The organism is Mesorhizobium sp. M1066 (assembly GCF_040318635.1).
Taxonomy (GTDB): Bacteria; Pseudomonadota; Alphaproteobacteria; order Rhizobiales; family Rhizobiaceae; genus Mesorhizobium.
Window position 1 is genome coordinate 28484 of sequence record NZ_JAMYMR010000002.1, and the last position, 14775, is coordinate 43258.

General features: G+C 62.5%; 12 protein-coding genes. 3 read left to right on the forward strand and 9 right to left on the reverse strand.

All coding sequences use genetic code 11. The annotated features are described in order from the left end of the window. Window positions 1-47: 47 nt before the first annotated feature. The 9 genes from NKH52_RS03080 to NKH52_RS03120 all read right to left on the reverse strand — a co-directional run bounded on the left by NKH52_RS03080 (window position 48) and on the right by NKH52_RS03120 (window position 9310). Window positions 48-1154 (reverse strand): ABC transporter substrate-binding protein, encoded by a 1107-nt coding sequence (locus NKH52_RS03080; protein WP_127290572.1) that lies wholly within the window; start codon window positions 1152-1154, stop codon window positions 48-50. A gap of 242 nt (window positions 1155-1396) precedes the next feature. Further along, window positions 1397-2569, reverse strand: a complete 1173-nt coding sequence (locus tag NKH52_RS03085) for an iron-containing alcohol dehydrogenase (protein ID WP_352728308.1) — start codon at window positions 2567-2569, stop codon at window positions 1397-1399. A gap of 35 nt (window positions 2570-2604) precedes the next feature. Beyond that, complete coding sequence (locus NKH52_RS03090) at window positions 2605-3093, reverse strand: DUF2569 family protein (RefSeq protein WP_352728306.1); 489 nt, start codon at window positions 3091-3093, stop codon at window positions 2605-2607. A 31-nt stretch (window positions 3094-3124) separates the two neighbouring features. After that, the gene (locus NKH52_RS03095) at window positions 3125-4510 is read right to left on the reverse strand and encodes an aldehyde dehydrogenase family protein (RefSeq protein WP_352728304.1); all 1386 of its coding nucleotides are present in this window, start codon (window positions 4508-4510) and stop codon (window positions 3125-3127) included. Window positions 4511-4525: 15 nt separating this feature from the next. Beyond that, the gene (locus NKH52_RS03100; protein WP_127290580.1) at window positions 4526-4945 is read right to left on the reverse strand and encodes a type II toxin-antitoxin system VapC family toxin; all 420 of its coding nucleotides are present in this window, start codon (window positions 4943-4945) and stop codon (window positions 4526-4528) included. Next, window positions 4935-5372, reverse strand: a complete 438-nt coding sequence (locus NKH52_RS03105; RefSeq protein WP_352728302.1) for a helix-turn-helix domain-containing protein — start codon at window positions 5370-5372, stop codon at window positions 4935-4937. Before NKH52_RS03105 ends, NKH52_RS03100 begins: the two co-directional genes overlap by 11 nt. Before the next feature lie 60 nt (window positions 5373-5432). Then, on the reverse strand, window positions 5433-6803 hold the full coding sequence (locus tag NKH52_RS03110; protein ID WP_352728300.1) for a glutamine synthetase family protein: 1371 nt from the start codon (window positions 6801-6803) through the stop codon (window positions 5433-5435). 87 nt (window positions 6804-6890) lie between these two features. After that, window positions 6891-8447: an amino acid permease gene (locus NKH52_RS03115; protein ID WP_352728298.1), complete on the reverse strand. Its 1557-nt coding sequence runs from the start codon at window positions 8445-8447 to the stop codon at window positions 6891-6893. Between the two features lie 44 nt (window positions 8448-8491). Continuing rightward, on the reverse strand, window positions 8492-9310 hold the full coding sequence (locus NKH52_RS03120) for an N-formylglutamate amidohydrolase (RefSeq protein WP_352728296.1): 819 nt from the start codon (window positions 9308-9310) through the stop codon (window positions 8492-8494). Between the two features lie 144 nt (window positions 9311-9454). Here NKH52_RS03120 and NKH52_RS03125 point away from each other — a divergent pair, with 144 nt between their 5' ends. From NKH52_RS03125 to NKH52_RS03135, 3 genes are all read left to right on the forward strand, one after another. After that, entirely contained in the window at window positions 9455-10282 is an 828-nt protein-coding gene (locus NKH52_RS03125) for a MurR/RpiR family transcriptional regulator (RefSeq protein ID WP_127259943.1), read from the forward strand. A 193-nt stretch (window positions 10283-10475) separates the two neighbouring features. Beyond that, on the forward strand, window positions 10476-11636 hold the full coding sequence (locus NKH52_RS03130; protein ID WP_352728295.1) for an efflux RND transporter periplasmic adaptor subunit: 1161 nt from the start codon (window positions 10476-10478) through the stop codon (window positions 11634-11636). Continuing rightward, the gene (locus NKH52_RS03135) at window positions 11633-14764 is read left to right on the forward strand and encodes an efflux RND transporter permease subunit (protein ID WP_352728293.1); all 3132 of its coding nucleotides are present in this window, start codon (window positions 11633-11635) and stop codon (window positions 14762-14764) included. The genes NKH52_RS03130 and NKH52_RS03135 overlap by 4 nt, the downstream gene beginning before the upstream one ends. Window positions 14765-14775: the final 11 nt, after the last annotated feature.

Genomic DNA, 14775 nt, shown 5'->3' on the forward strand with positions numbered 1-14775 from the left:
TCGAGAGAAGGACCGGGCGGCCGCGAGGCCGCCCGGCATGGTGTGAGTTACTTGACGTTGGCGCCGACGACGGCATCCCAGTTCTTGGTGATGGCTTCCTTGGACTTGCCCTGCTCGTCAAGCGTCGGGAACACGGCGGAAGCATAGGCTTCGGCCGGCGGCAGCTTGGCGAGGATGTCAGCCGGGATCTTGCCGTTCTTGGCGAGATCGTTGAAGCGGATCGGGTGGCAATAGCCTTTCAGCCAGCCGATCTGGCCTTCGTCCGAGTAGAGGTATTCGAGCCAGAGTTTGGCTGCATTCGGATGCGGCGCGTAGGCGCTGATCGCCTGCACATAGACACCGGCGACAACACCGGTCTTCGGCACGACGACGTCGACGGGCGGATTGCCCTTCAGCGTGTCGCGGCCGGCGAGCGCGTTGTAGTCCCAGGTGACGAGGATCGGGGTCTGGCCCTGGGCGAGCGTCGCGGCCTTTCCGATGACCGGCACGAAATTGCCGGCGGCATTGAGCTTCTTGAAGAAGTCGAGGCCCGCGGTGCCGGCAGCCTCACCGGCGGCGGCGCCTGACGACAGGCCGGCGGCATAAACCGCCTGGATCGCCTGGTTCGAGGCACGCGGATCACCGGCAAGGGCTACCGAGTTGGCGAATTCCGGCTTCAGCAGGTCGGCCCAGTCGGCCGGAGCTTCCTTGACGAGGTCCTTGTTCACCTGGAAGGAAAGCACGCCGTAATAGTCACCGGTCCAGAAGCCTTCGGCATCCTTGGCGCTGTCGGGGATCGAGTCCCAGGTAGACACCTTGTAGGGCTGGATCAGGCCATCGGCCTTGGCGGTCGGACCGAAGGACAGGCCGACGTCGATGACGTCAGGCGCCTGCGGGCCCTTGTTGTCTTTGTTGGCCTTGATCGCCTCGATCTCGTCGCCGGAACCGGCATCGGGATTGAGTTCGTTGACGGTGATTTCCGGATACTTCGCCTTGAAGCCGGCGATGACGTCGCCGTAACCGCACCAGTCATGCGGCAGCGCGATGGTGGTGAGCTGGCCTTCCGCCTTGGCGGCCTTGACGAGATCGTCCAGCGAATCCGCGGACGAAATCACCGTCGACGCGAAAAGCGCCGCGGCCGAAAGGGAAAGCACTTTCCCCGTGAATTTGAACATGTGTTCTCTCCGTTGAACTGACGCCGTTGGACGCCTGCGATGCGGTATCGTTTTCATGTGACAGCCAGATGAAAGCTTTGTGAAAGCGGCTGCTCGCAGTGCGAAAAAGTAAACTCTTTTTAACCTGATGTAGCAATCGCTTCGGGATTCTTTTTCCGGCTAATTAATTTCTGCCTTGCCCGTCATCCTCCCCCTTTGTTTTCATAGCCCCTTTTCAGATCACTTTGCGTGCGGAAAACGCCTCAGACCGTGCCGGCGATGGCGTTTTCGAGCAAGGTCAGCGCCGCCTTTTTGGTCAGCTTGACCGGGTTGCCGCCGGCAGTCGGATCTACCACCGCCATATCGGCGATCAGCGTCTTACGCTTCTTGTCCATGTCGAGCCCCTTGATAAGGCCGGGCAGTGCATGCGGCACCTTCAGTTCCTTGCGAAGCTTGATGATGGCTTTGGCGAAGCCGTCGAAGCCTCCCTTGATGCCGCAATAGGCGGCGAGCCGGCCGATACGCTCCTCGATGGAGTCACGGTTGAAGGCGAGCACATACGGCATGAACACCGCATTGGTCATCCCGTGATGAGTGTCGTAGAGCGCACCGACCGGATGCGACAGCGAATGGATGGCGCCGAGGCCCTTCTGGAAGGCGGTGGCTCCCATCGCGGCGGCGCTCATCATATGCGCGCGGGCGACGAGATCCTTGCCGTTGGCATAGGCCTTCGGCAGGTTCTCGAAGACCAACCTCACACCTTCGACGGCGATGCCGTCGGCCATCGGATGGTAGCCGGGCGCGCAATAGGCTTCGAGGCAATGGGCCAGCGCATCCATGCCGGTACCGGCGGTGATGAAGCCCGGCATGCCGACCGAAAGCTCCGGATCGGCAATGACGATAGCCGGCAACAATTTGGGATGGAAGATGACCTTCTTGGTGTGCGTGGCCTCATTGGTGATGACACCGGCGCGGCCGACCTCCGATCCGGTCCCGGCGGTGGTGGGCACGGCGATGATCGGCGCGATGGCATCCGAATTGGCGCGCGTCCACCAGTCGTCGACATCCTCGAAGTCCCACACCGACCTGGTCTGCCCGGCCTGGAAGGCGATCAGCTTGCCGAGATCGAGCGCCGAGCCGCCGCCGAAGGCGATGACGCCGTCATGCTTGCCCTTCTTGAACACGGCGATGCCGGCGGTCAGGTTGGATTCGACCGGGTTCGGCCTGACCTCGGAGAAGACGCCGTACGGAACCTTCGCATGGTCGAGGATCTTCAGGGTCGAGGCGACGACCGGCAGTTTCGCCAGACCAGGATCGGTGACGAACAACGGCCGCTTGATGCCGGTGGCCGCCAGCACCTCAGGCAATTCCTTGATGCGCCCGGCGCCGAAGCGGACGGTGGTGGGGTAGTTCCATTTGGAGATCAGCTTGGACATTTTTTCTCGATTTCAGAACAATGGTTGATGGCAGGCTATTGGGTGAAGGTATTTTGAACGCGCAGGGACTTCTGCATGTATAGAATCCAGATCACGAAATACACGATCGAGCCTTGAATACTCCTTGCCGTCTCCCCACCGAACAAAGCCAAGCCTTGCGCTTCGAAGATATCACCAAGCAGGATTTTTGCGGCGGCAAGATCGACCAGGATAGAGACAGGACAGACGGCGGCCCAGACGATGTAAAGGCGCGGAAAGGCCCGCTTCTTGCCAAACAGCAGAATAAGTAGCCCAAGCGGGCAGGCGACGGCGATCGCCAGGTATCCAAAAATCTCCGCCATGACGAAGGCCTTCTGCGGACCGGTTAGTAGGCTAAAATACTCGGACAGGCCGATATGGTGCCCGAACGCAACCAGGCCAGCCAGAGGCATGAAAAAGAGGCCAAGCATCGGCACGATGAGGTAGCCGCCAATACCCTCCGGCCTCTGACGGGCCGATGGTAGGGACGGCTGTGTCTCAGACATTTCTCCTCCTTGGGCGGCTTAGCGTCGGTGCTCAGATGGCTTCGCGCAGATGGAATGATTTCGGCCTGGTGAGATTGTCATAGCCGATGGCCGACAAGCCCGCACCCTTGCCGGTGTCCTTGACCCCGGTCCAGACCAAGGCCGGGTCAAGATAGTCGCAGCGGTTCATGAACACCGTGCCGGTTTCGACGCGGTTGCCGATCGCCACCGCATGCTCGGTATCGCGCGTCCAGATCGAAGCGGTCAGCCCGTAGGGACTGTCGTTCATCAGCGCGATCGCTTCTTCGTCGTTGCGCACCTTCATGATGCCGACGATCGGGCCAAAGCTTTCCTCGCGCATGACGCTCATCTGATGGTCGACATTGGTCAGCACTTCCGGCGCCAGGTAGGGCGAGCCGGCCTTGTCGTCAGCAACCTTCATGTCGGTGTGCGCCACGGCGCCCTTGCGCAGTGCCTCGGCCTTCTGTTCGCGGATCAGGTCGGCGAAGCGCGCCTGCGCCATCGGCCCCATCGTCGTCGCCTGTTCCAGCGGATTGCCGACGACATAGTTCTTCGTCTCGGCGATGAAGCCTTCGACGAATTCGTCATAGACCTTCTCGTGCACATAGACGCGCTCGATGCCGCAGCAGCACTGGCCGGAATTGTAGAAGGCGCCGTCGACCAGATTGGCGACCGCATGATCCATCTTGGCGTCCGGCAGGACATAGGCTGGATCCTTGCCGCCAAGCTCCAGGCCGAGCGTCATGAAGGTGCCCGCCGCCGCCTTTTCGATGGCGCGGCCGCCGCCGACCGAACCGGTGAAATTGACATGGTCGATCTTGCCCGAGCCGAGCAGCCTTTCGGTCTGGGCGTGATTGAGCACGACATTTTGGAACACGCCTTTGGGCAGGCCGATCTTGTCGAAGGCCTGCTGGAAGCGTTCGCCGACCAGCAGCGTCTGCGCCGCATGCTTGAGGATGACGGTGTTGCCGGCCATCAGCGCCGGCACGATGGTGTTGACGGCGGTGAGATAGGGATAATTCCACGGCGCGATCACCATGACCACGCCAAGCGGGTCCTTCTTCACATAGCGGCGGAAGCCGTCCTTCGGGTTGGAGGCAGGCACCGACTTGAGCGCCTGCTCGGCGATCTCGACCATATAGGTGGTGCGTTCCCTGACGCCGCCGAACTCGCCGCCGTAGCGTACGGGCCGCCCCATCTGCCAGGCGATCTCCGGCACGATCTCGTCGGTCATCGCAACCAGCGCTTCCAGCATCGCCAGCATGTACTTGCCGCGCTCGACAATCGGCGTCTCGGCCCACTTCTCCTGCGCCGCCTTGGCGCGCTCCACCGCGGCGTTGATCGCCTGGTCCGTTGCCACGGGCCTCTCGGCATAGATCGAACCATCGACGGGGGATATGAGTTTCACGGTTTCCAATTAAACGTCTCCAAATCAACAAGGAACTGTTTTGACGAAGCCAGCCGAGCCATAGGCAAGGATCGCGCGATCGCGGGTGATAATTTCCAAATTCTTCGAGCGCGCCGTAGCTATGATGATCCGGTCTGTTGGATCGTTGTGAACGACGCCGGGCAGGAACGAAGATTCGACCAAGAGCTCACTGTCGATCCCTTCAACACTCGTTGCACCAGCCTGCACGAACCGTTCAAACCATGCGAGCGGTGACTTGATGAACGGAAGCCGGCCTTTAGAAACCAGCATTCCGATTTCCCAGGCGGACATGACGGAAACGGCGATCACGTCGCCATTTTTCCGCGCGCTTGTCACCCTCTCAACCGCCGCTCTCGCGACCGGTTGTTCCGTCGAGAGCCATAGTATGAAGCATGTGTCCAGGAGCACCCCATCAGTCGTCATACACTTTGCCCCAGTCCGGATCCGCGGGTGCGGTGTAATCGACGTCCGGAAGAAGCGTGAGCGTCCCAGCCATGCATCCAAACAACGGATCGCCGCCTCGAGGCGGCACGATGTATTCTCCAACGGTGTCGTTTACGTCTAACGCATTCTCGAAATCCACCTGCCCCTCCATGAAGCCGGGACGACGCTCCGCCGCCTTCGCATCCGAAGAGCCCAGGTGGACCAACACCTCGCTTTCCGGCTGGCCGAAAATTTCAGCGATCTTGCGTATTTCATCAACTTGCATACGCCGCTCGCCGTTCAGCGTCCGCGACAGGGCGCTGTAGTGCATGTTCATTTGGGTGGCCATGCGGCGCACCGTCAGGTTGCGCTCCTTCATCTGACTGTCAAACCATACCTTGTCGACGTTGGCTTTGCCTTGGGGCAATCCTGCCTCCCATATGTTGTGCTGCCATAATCACAACATAGTGAGAAAAACGCAACACTGTCAATATCGCTCGAACCCTCTGTGCAGTTCCCAATCTGTAATGCGGCGGTCGTATTCGAACTGCTCCCACTTTGCGGTGTGGACATAGTGTTCGAGCACATCCTCGCCGAGCGCCTGCTTGAGCATCTTCGACTTCGCCAGCGTCTCGGTCGCATCGCGCAGCGTCTTCGGGATCTCCGGCAGGCGCGATGCCTGGTAGGCATCGCCGACGAACGGCTTCTGCAATTCCAGCTTCTCGTCGATGCCGGCAAGGCCGGCGGCGATCAGCGCTGCGAAAGCAAGATACGGGTTGAGGTCGGCGCCGCCGATGCGGCATTCCATGCGGATGCCCTTGGTGCCCTCACCGCACAGGCGGAAGCCGGCGGTACGGTTGTCCTCGCTCCACATGATCTTGGTCGGCGCGAAGGTACCGGCCTGGAAGCGCTTGTAGGAGTTGATGAAGGGCGCCAGGAACCAGGTGAATTCCTTTGCGTATTTCAACTGCCCGGCGGCCCATTGCTGACCAAGCGTCGACAGCGTCCAGTCGGCCGTCTTGTCGAAGAACAGCGGCGTCTTGCCGTCGGCACTCCACAGCGAATTGTGGATGTGGCTGGAATTGCCGGCGAGCCCGTAATTATACTTGGACATGAACGAGATCGCCTTGCCCTCGGACTCGGCGATTTCCTTGGCGCCGTTCTTCAGGATGACGTGGCGGTCGGCCATGTCGAGCGCCTCGGCATAGCGCACATTGATCTCTTCCTGGCCTGGACCCCACTCGCCCTTGGAGTTCTCGATCGGGATGCCGGCCGCTTCCATCTCGTTGCGAAGCCGGCGCATGACGCCTTCTTCCTTGGTGGTGATGCCGATCTGGTAGTCGCCGATATAGGGCGATGCGGTGTCGAGACCCTGCCAGTGCTTCTTGCGGGCGGAATCATAGGTCTCGTTGAACAGATAGAATTCAAGCTCGGAAGCGAAATAGCCGATATAGCCGCGCTCGCTCAGTCGCTTGACCTGCTTCTTCAGGATGGCGCGTGGCGAATGCGGCAGGTCGTCATGGGTGTGGTGGTCGAGCACGTCGCAGATCACCAGCGCGGTCTTTTCCAGCCAGGGAATGCGCCGCAGCGTGGCGAGATCCGGCTTCATGACGAAGTCGCCATAACCTTTCGACCAGCTTGCCGCCTTGTAGCCCGGCACCGGCTCCATATCGATGTCGGCCGCCAGGAGATAGTTGCAGCCATGCGTTTCGTCATGCGCGGAATCGACGAAGTACTGCGCCAGGAAGCGCTTTCCCGCCAGCCGGCCCTGCATATCGACGATGCAGGCCAGCACGGTGTCGATCTCGCCGCTGGAGACCGCTTTCTTCAACTGATCGAACGAGAAATTTCCGGCCATTCCTTTGGCACTCCAGCGCTTGGGCTTTGAATGAGTTGAACAAAACCATGGCCGGCACGATGCCGGCCATGGCCATGATGGTCGATATCAGTGGCCGGTTTCGCCGACGGCCTGTTCGGCTGCCTTGATGGCCGCCTGACGCGCCGCGATGATGTCGCCGAGCGGCGGGCCCTGGAAGCGACGCTTCTCAAAGCCGAACCAGACGACCGCCGTCAGGATGAAGAAGCCGACGGTGATGTAGAGCGCCCAATCGTTCGGCGGCTGAATGCCGATGATGAAGATCAGGATCATCGAGACGATCGACAGGAAGGCGAACAGCATGAAGACGCCGCGCCCCATGTTCCACGGCCCCATCTTGTCCCACTTCGGTGTGCCCCAGGCCAGCATGCCGAGCACGATCGGCACGGTGAAGGACAGGAACAGGAAGATGACGGTGCAGGACACGACGATGGTGTAGGCCGAAGTGCCGGCGACCGAAACCAGCGTCGACCCCCAGACGAACAGCACCGACAGGATCGAGGCCGTCCAGATCGCCGCCACCGGCGTGCGGTAGGTCGGGCTGACCTTGGCGAGCGCCGATGAGCCCGGCAGGCCGCCGTCACGCGAGAAGGCGAAGATCATGCGCGAAGCCGAGGTCACGGTTGCGAGACCGCACAGCAGCTGCGCGATGAACACGACGAGGTAGACGAACTCCTTGATGCCGGGGCTGACGCGCTGGTCGAAAGCCCAGAAGAACACGTTCCAGCCCTGCTTGGCGGCATCGTCCATGTTCGGGATCATCAGCACGAAGGCAGCCAGGAACAGGTAGCCGAAAACGGCCGACCAGATCACCGACATGACCATGGCGCGCGGCACGGAAGAAGCCGCCTTGATGGTTTCCTCCGAGGTGTGCGCGGAAGCGTCATAACCGGTGATCGTATAGATCGGCAGCAACAGACCGAGCGCGAACACCCAGGCATTCGACACCGCTGGCCAGACGCCGCCGCCGGCATCGCCGGAGTAATTGTGGAAGGTGAAGAGACGGCTGAAATCCCAGGTCTCGGCGGAGATCAGGCAGACGACGGCAATCAGGATCGCGCCAAAGAAGATCAGATAGCCTGAGAAATCGGTCAGCTTGGCCGTCAGCTTGATGCCGAGATGGTTGATCAGCGCCTGGGCGCCGGTGATGATGATCAGGAAGATCATCTGGTTGGTCAGCGTGCCCTCGATGCCGAGCGTCGGTCCGAAGGCGCCGATGAAGAACGTCCAGGTGCCGACATTGATGGCGCCGAGCACGGTGATCAGGCCGAGCAGATTGAGCCAGGCGGTGACCCAGCCGGTGCCGCGGTTGCCGAGGATCGAACCCCAGTGGTAGAGGCCGCCGGCCGTCGGATAGGCCGAGCTGATCTGCGACATGGCGACCGCGAAGGTCAGCGAGACGAAGCAACCGACCAGCCAGCCGATGCCGATGCCGATGCCGCCAGCGCCGGAGGTGCCTTGCGCCAGCGAATTGATGCCGCCCGACAGGATGCAGATGATCGAGAAGGAAACGGCGAAATTCGAAAAGCGGCTGAGGCGCCGCTCCAGTTCCTGGGCATAGCCCATGCTGTGGAGGGCCTTTACGTCCTCCGCCTTGTCAACTTCAGTATAACCCGGTGCTGCCATTTTGGTGTCCCCTGTTGGTTCTCGGGTCGGGATGACATCCCGCCCTAGCTGGCCGATTGAACTGACTTCCCGACTGAATGCGATCTGGTGTGTCCGGCCTCCTCTGGCTCCAGATCCGAAAAAATGCCCGTGAGCAGATCCGCCCATTTCCGCTGCCCGGTCTCGCCGGCGATTTCGTCGTTGCGGATTTCGATCATCGCGCAGGGCAGGCCACGCGAGCGCGCATGCCGTTCCAGCGTGAAATAGACGCGGTCATCAGGTGAATACGGCTCGTTGACGCCGACGGTGACGCCGGCAAGCCGCTTCAGCGCCGATATCAGCGGCGCCGCCAGTCGGCGATCCTCGTCATGGATGATGCCTATATGCCAGGGCCGGTTTTTGGACTTGTATACCGGCGTGAAGGAATGGACCGAAACCAGGCGGGTCGTCTGTCCACGCGCCAGCCTGTCGTCGACAACATGCTCGATGGCGGCATGAAATGGCTGCCATGACAGCGCGACACGCGCCGCGCGCTCAGTTTCCGACAGGCCGGCATTGCCCGGTATTGCCGTTGTCTCGCTGACCGGCGGCACCAGGTCGGGCGCGTCAAGCGGCCGGTTGCAGTCGATGACAAGGCGCGAAATGCGGGTTTCGACCAGCGTCGCATCGAGCGCCTGCGCCATGCGGCGGGCAACCGGCAGCGCGCCGGGATCCCAGGCGATGTGGCGCGACAAGTCCTCGACGGCAAGGCCGAGCGTGCCGAATTCGGCGGGCAGGAAGTTCGAGGCGTGATCGCAAGTCAGCACGAAAGGGCTTGATCCGCCGGGGTTCGTCACCCTTACGGTATCAGACGATGCAAGGCTGGCGGGCCGTGCTTTCTCCATACTCTGCCGTCCCCGGGGAGCGCTGTATCGTATGTTACGTATTTTGCCTCATTGCGTCCCTGTGGATGATTTCATACAGTTTGTCCGGCTTTGTCAAATGCGATCTCGGAAAAGTCCGTCGACCGAGCCAGGGGTGGGGACAACATGATTTCCAGCATTGCCGAATTGATCGCCGACCGCATCGGTACCATGCCGGCCAGCGAACGGCGCGCGGCCCAGACGCTGATCGCCAACTATCCGATGATCGGCCTGAAAACTGTTGCAGAATTCTCGGCCGCGGCGGGCGTCTCCTCACCGACAATCCTGCGTTTCGTCGCCCGGCTGGGCTTTCAGAACTATCCGGAGTTCCAGTCGAGCCTGCAGGACGAACTGGCGGCGCAACTGCAATCGCCGGCGACAAGGACGCTCAACCCGCCCTCGCCTGGCGGTGGGACGGTGTCGCCGATGCTGGAAGCGACGCTCGACAATATGCGCGAGACGTTCAGGCACCTGTCCGACAAGCAGCTTGCCGACATCGCCGCCCGGCTAGCGGACCGGCGCGGCAAGACCTTCCTGATCGGCGGCCGCTTCACCGATCCGCTGGCGCGCTACATGGCCGCCCACCTCGCCATCATCCAGCCGGATGTCTTTCACCTCGCCGGGCAGGAAAGCATGTGGCGTGACCGCCTGATCGACATGGGCAAGCGCGACGTGCTGGTGATTTTCGACATCAGGCGCTACCAGGACAGCCTCCTCCGCTTCGCCGAAAAGGCGCATCAGCGTGGCGTCCAGATCGTGCTGTTCACCGACCAGTGGCTGTCGCCGATCGCCCGCTTTGCTCGTCATGTTATCGCCGGACGAACCGCGGTGCCGTCGGCATGGGACTCTTCGGCTGCCCTTTTCGTCGTCGCCGAAACGCTGATCGGCGCCGTCACCAGGCAACTGGAAGCAGAAGGCGCCAAACGCATTCGCGAGATGGAAAGTCTGCGTTAGTGCCTGTGCGATGATCCAAAGCGTTACGCATATTTTCTCAAACGTTACATATATTTAATGTGCGCAGCCCCCGGAGAATTGTCATAAAGACGCGATATCGAGGCGGCTTCTTTGCCTTACAATAGCCTCGCTGCGTCTGCTTCATTTCGGGAAACTGGTAGACGGAAGGATTGTTTTACCAACCGGAGTGCCGATGGCCGCCTGGAAACAGATACTTTTTGCACTTGTGGTGCTGGTGGTGGCGGCAGCCGCCTGGCTGCGCTTTTATCCCGGCGCGCCGGACGTGCTGGCACGTTGGGGCATCGACTGGGCCTACGCGGCAACGCCCCCGGCTGCAAGCGGCGCCGCGAACGCGAGGCAGGCAGACGGCCGCAACGGCAACCAGCCGGTGAACGTGGTTGCCCTGGCGGCCACTTCGGCTGTTATCAACGACCGCCTGCAGGCGATCGGCACCGGCCGTGCCAACGCCTCGGTGACAGTCAATCCCTACAGCTCCGGCCGCCTCGCCGAACTGCTGGTCGAATCCGGCAGCCATGTCGATAAGGGACAGATCCTCGCAACCCTCGATTCCGAGACCGAAGTGATCTCTCAGGACCGTGCCAAGCTGGCCTTGCAGGACGCGCAATCCAAGCTTGACCGCGTCAAGTCGCTTCGTGCCTCCAATGCCGCGACCCCGGTGGCCGTGGCTGATGCCGAGGTGGTGCTGGCGGGCGCTAAGCTGGCGCTTCAGGATGCGGAACTTGCACTGCAGCGCCGGTCGATTCTGGCGCCGATCGCCGGCACCGTCGGCATCCTACCGATCTCGGCCGGCAATTATGTCACCAGCCAGTCGGCCATCGCCACGCTCGACGACCGGTCCTCTATCCTGGTCGACTTCCTGGTGCCCGAGCGCTTCGCCGCCGCCGTCAAGGTCGGTGCGCAATTGACGGCGACGCCGATCGCCAATCCCAGCAACGCCTATAGCGGCACCGTTTCGGCCATCGACAACCACATCGATGAAAAGAGCCGCACCCTGCTGGTCAAGGCCAAGATCGCCAACCCGGCCGATTCGCTGCGCGCCGGCATGTCGTTCGGCATCATCATGAAATTTCCGGGGCAAACCTATCCGGCCGTCAGTCCGCTGGCGATCCTGTGGGGGTCGGACGGCGCCTATGTCTGGCAGATCGAGGACGGCAAGGCCAAGCGGGTCCCGGTGCGCATCGTACAGCGCAACACCGAGACCGTGCTGATCGACGCCGAGATCGACAATGGCGACATGGTGGTCACAGAGGGCACCCAGAGCGTCAGCGAGGGCGGCGCGGTCCGCCTTGCCGGCGAAGAGCAGCGCGCCGCGGACGCCGCCGCAGGCACATGACCAGCCCCGCCAACACTGCCAGCGAGACCGGCTTCACCGCCCTGTTCATCCGCAGGCCGGTGATGGCCTTCGTGCTCAACACACTGATTGCGGTCGCCGGCCTGGCCGCCTTTTACGGCGTCGAGATCCGCGAACTGCCGGACGTCGATCGCGCGGTCGTCACCGTTTCCACCACCTTCGAGGGCGCGGCGGCCGAGACCGTCGATCGCGAACTGACCGACACTATCGAGGGCGCCGTCGCCCGGGTCTCAGGCGTCAAGTCGATCTCGTCGTCTTCCTCGTTCGGCTCGAGCCGCGTCACCATCGAGTTCAATGATGGCGTCGATCTGAATGTCGCCGCCTCCGACGTGCGTGACGCCGTCGGCCGCGTCGCCAACCAGATGCCGGACACCGCCGATCCGCCGCGCATCGTCAAGGCCGACGCCAATTCCGACGCGGTGATGCGACTGGCGGTGACCTCGGACAACATGTCGATCCAGGACATGACCGTGGTGGTCCAGGACCAGATCGAGGACGAGCTGGCCGCCGTGCCCGGCGTTGCCGACGTCCAGGTCTATGGCGACCGCGACAAGATCTTTCGCATCGACGTCGACCAGAACAAGCTGGCCAGCCTCGGCTTCACGGTCGCCGACCTCAGGGCCGCCCTTGCCTCGGTCGCCTTCGATTCGCCGGCCGGTTCGATCACCACGACCAACCAGGACCTGATCGTCCGCACGACTGCCGACGTGACCACGCCGGAAGAGTTCGAAAACATAATTGTCGGCGGCACGACGCGCATTCGCGACGTCGCCACCGTCACGCTCGGCCCCGACGTCGGCCAGACCACGCTGCGCTCGGACGGCAAGACCGGCATCGGCATCGGCATCATCCGCCAGGCGGAATCGAATACGTTGGACATCTCGACCGGTGTCCAGGCCGCCGTCGCCAAGCTGCAGGAAAACCTGCCCAAGGGCATGTCGATCAAGATCACCAGCGACGACGCCGTCTTCGTCAAGGGGGCGGTGCACGAGGTCGAGATCGCGCTCGGCCTGTCCGTCACCATGGTGCTGATCGTCATCTATATGTTTCTCCTCGACTGGCGTGCGACGCTGATCCCCGGCCTGTCGATGCCGGTCGCCATGATCGGCACCATCGCCGCCATCTATCTGGCCGGCTTCTCGGTCAACATCCTGACCTTGCTCGCTCTGGTGCTGGCCACGGGACTGGTCGTCGACGACGCCATCGTCGTGCTCGAAAACATCGTGCGACGGCGCAACGAAGGCATGGGGCCGCGCGCCGCCGCCGTGCTCGGCGCGCAGGAGGTGTTCTTCGCCGTCATTGCCACCACCTTGACGCTGGTCGCCGTCTTCGTGCCGATCTCGTTCCTGCCTGGCCAGACCGGCGGCTTGTTCCGCGAATTCGGCTTCGTGCTTGCCATGTCGGTGCTTTTGTCCTGCGTGGTGGCGCTGACGCTGTGCCCGATGCTCGCCTCGCGCATGCTGACCAGCGCATCGCTCCACCACGAAGGTGGCCATGGCATCGGCGCCCGCATCGGCGGCGCGCTCAATACGGCCTACAAGCGCAGCCTGCACGCCTGCCTCGACGCGCCATGGATCGTGCTTCTGGTCGCGGTGCTGTTCGCCGGCACCGCCTTCACGCTGTTCGGCACCATCCGCCAGGAGCTGACGCCGACCGAGGACCGCGCCGCCGTGCTTCTGCGCATCAGCGCCCCGCAAGGCGTCAGCCTCGACTACACAACGCAGCAGATGCAGAAGATCGAGAGACTGATCCAGCCGATGCGCGATTCCGGCGAGATCCGCAGCACCTTCGAAAATGCCGGCCAGAACGGCTCCTACAACTCCGGCTTCATGGTGATGACGCTGGCGCCGTGGAACGAGCGCAGCCGCAGCCAGCAGGAGATCATGGCCGAGATCAGCCAGCTGACCAGGCAGGTGCCGAGCGTGCGCATCTTCCCGGTGCAGCCCAACAGCCTCGGCATCCGTGGCGCCGGCAACGGCTTGCAATTCGCGCTGGTCGGCAACGACCGCAAGGCGCTCGGCGACGCGGCCGTGAAGATCATCGCCGAGATGCAGAAGGACCCGCGCTTCCAGACACCGCGCCTGTCGATCGACCCGACGCAGCCGCAGCTCGCCGTGGCCATCGACCGCGAGCGCGCCTCCGACCTCGGCATCGACATATCAGGACTGGCCAACACCTTGCAGGCCATGCTCGACGGCAACGATGTCGTCGACGTCTACATCGCCGACCGCAGCTACGGCGTGAAGCTGGTCTCGACCACCAATCCGATCAACGATCCGACGGATCTGGAAAACATCTTCCTGAAAACAGCCGACGGGCGTTTCGTGCCGATGTCGACCATCGCCACGCTGACCGAACGCGCCGTGCCGCCATCGCTGTCGCGCGAACAGCAGCAGCCCTCTGTGGCGATCACCTCCAACCTCAGCGGCGACTTCGCGCTTGGCGACGCGCTCACCCGCGCCGAGCAAATCGCCACACCGCTGCTGCCGCCAGGCAGCCGCATCCTGCCCCTGGCCGAGGCGGCGACGCTGGGCGAGACCAACAGCGCCATGGTCACCATTTTCGGCTTCGCGCTGGTCATCATCCTTTTGGTGTTGGCCGCCCAGTTCGAGAGTTTTGTCAGCGCCGTCATCATCATGGCGACGGTGCCGCTCGGGCTGGCCTGTGCGATTTTCGCGCTTCTCCTCTCGGGCACCAGTCTCAACGCCTACAGCCAGATCGGCCTGGTGCTTTTGGTCGGCGTCATGGCCAAGAACGGCATCCTGATCGTCGAATTCGCCAACCAGTTGCGCGACCGCGGGCTTGGCGTGCGCGAGGCGATCGAACAGGCCTCGATCATCCGCGTGCGGCCGGTGATGATGACGATGATCTGCACCGTGCTCGGCGGCCTGCCGCTGGTGCTGGCGAGCGGCGCCGGTGCCGAGGCGCGCGTCGCGCTCGGCTGGGTCATCGTCGGCGGCCTGGGGCTGGCCACCGTCTCGACGCTGTTCCTGACGCCGGTCGCCTATCTCCTGCTTGGCCGCTTCGTCACGCCGAAGACCCACGAGGAAGCCCGGCTGAAGCGCGAGTTGGAGGAAGCCGCCTACACCAATGTGGAGCCGGCAGAATAGAAATTCCAGGA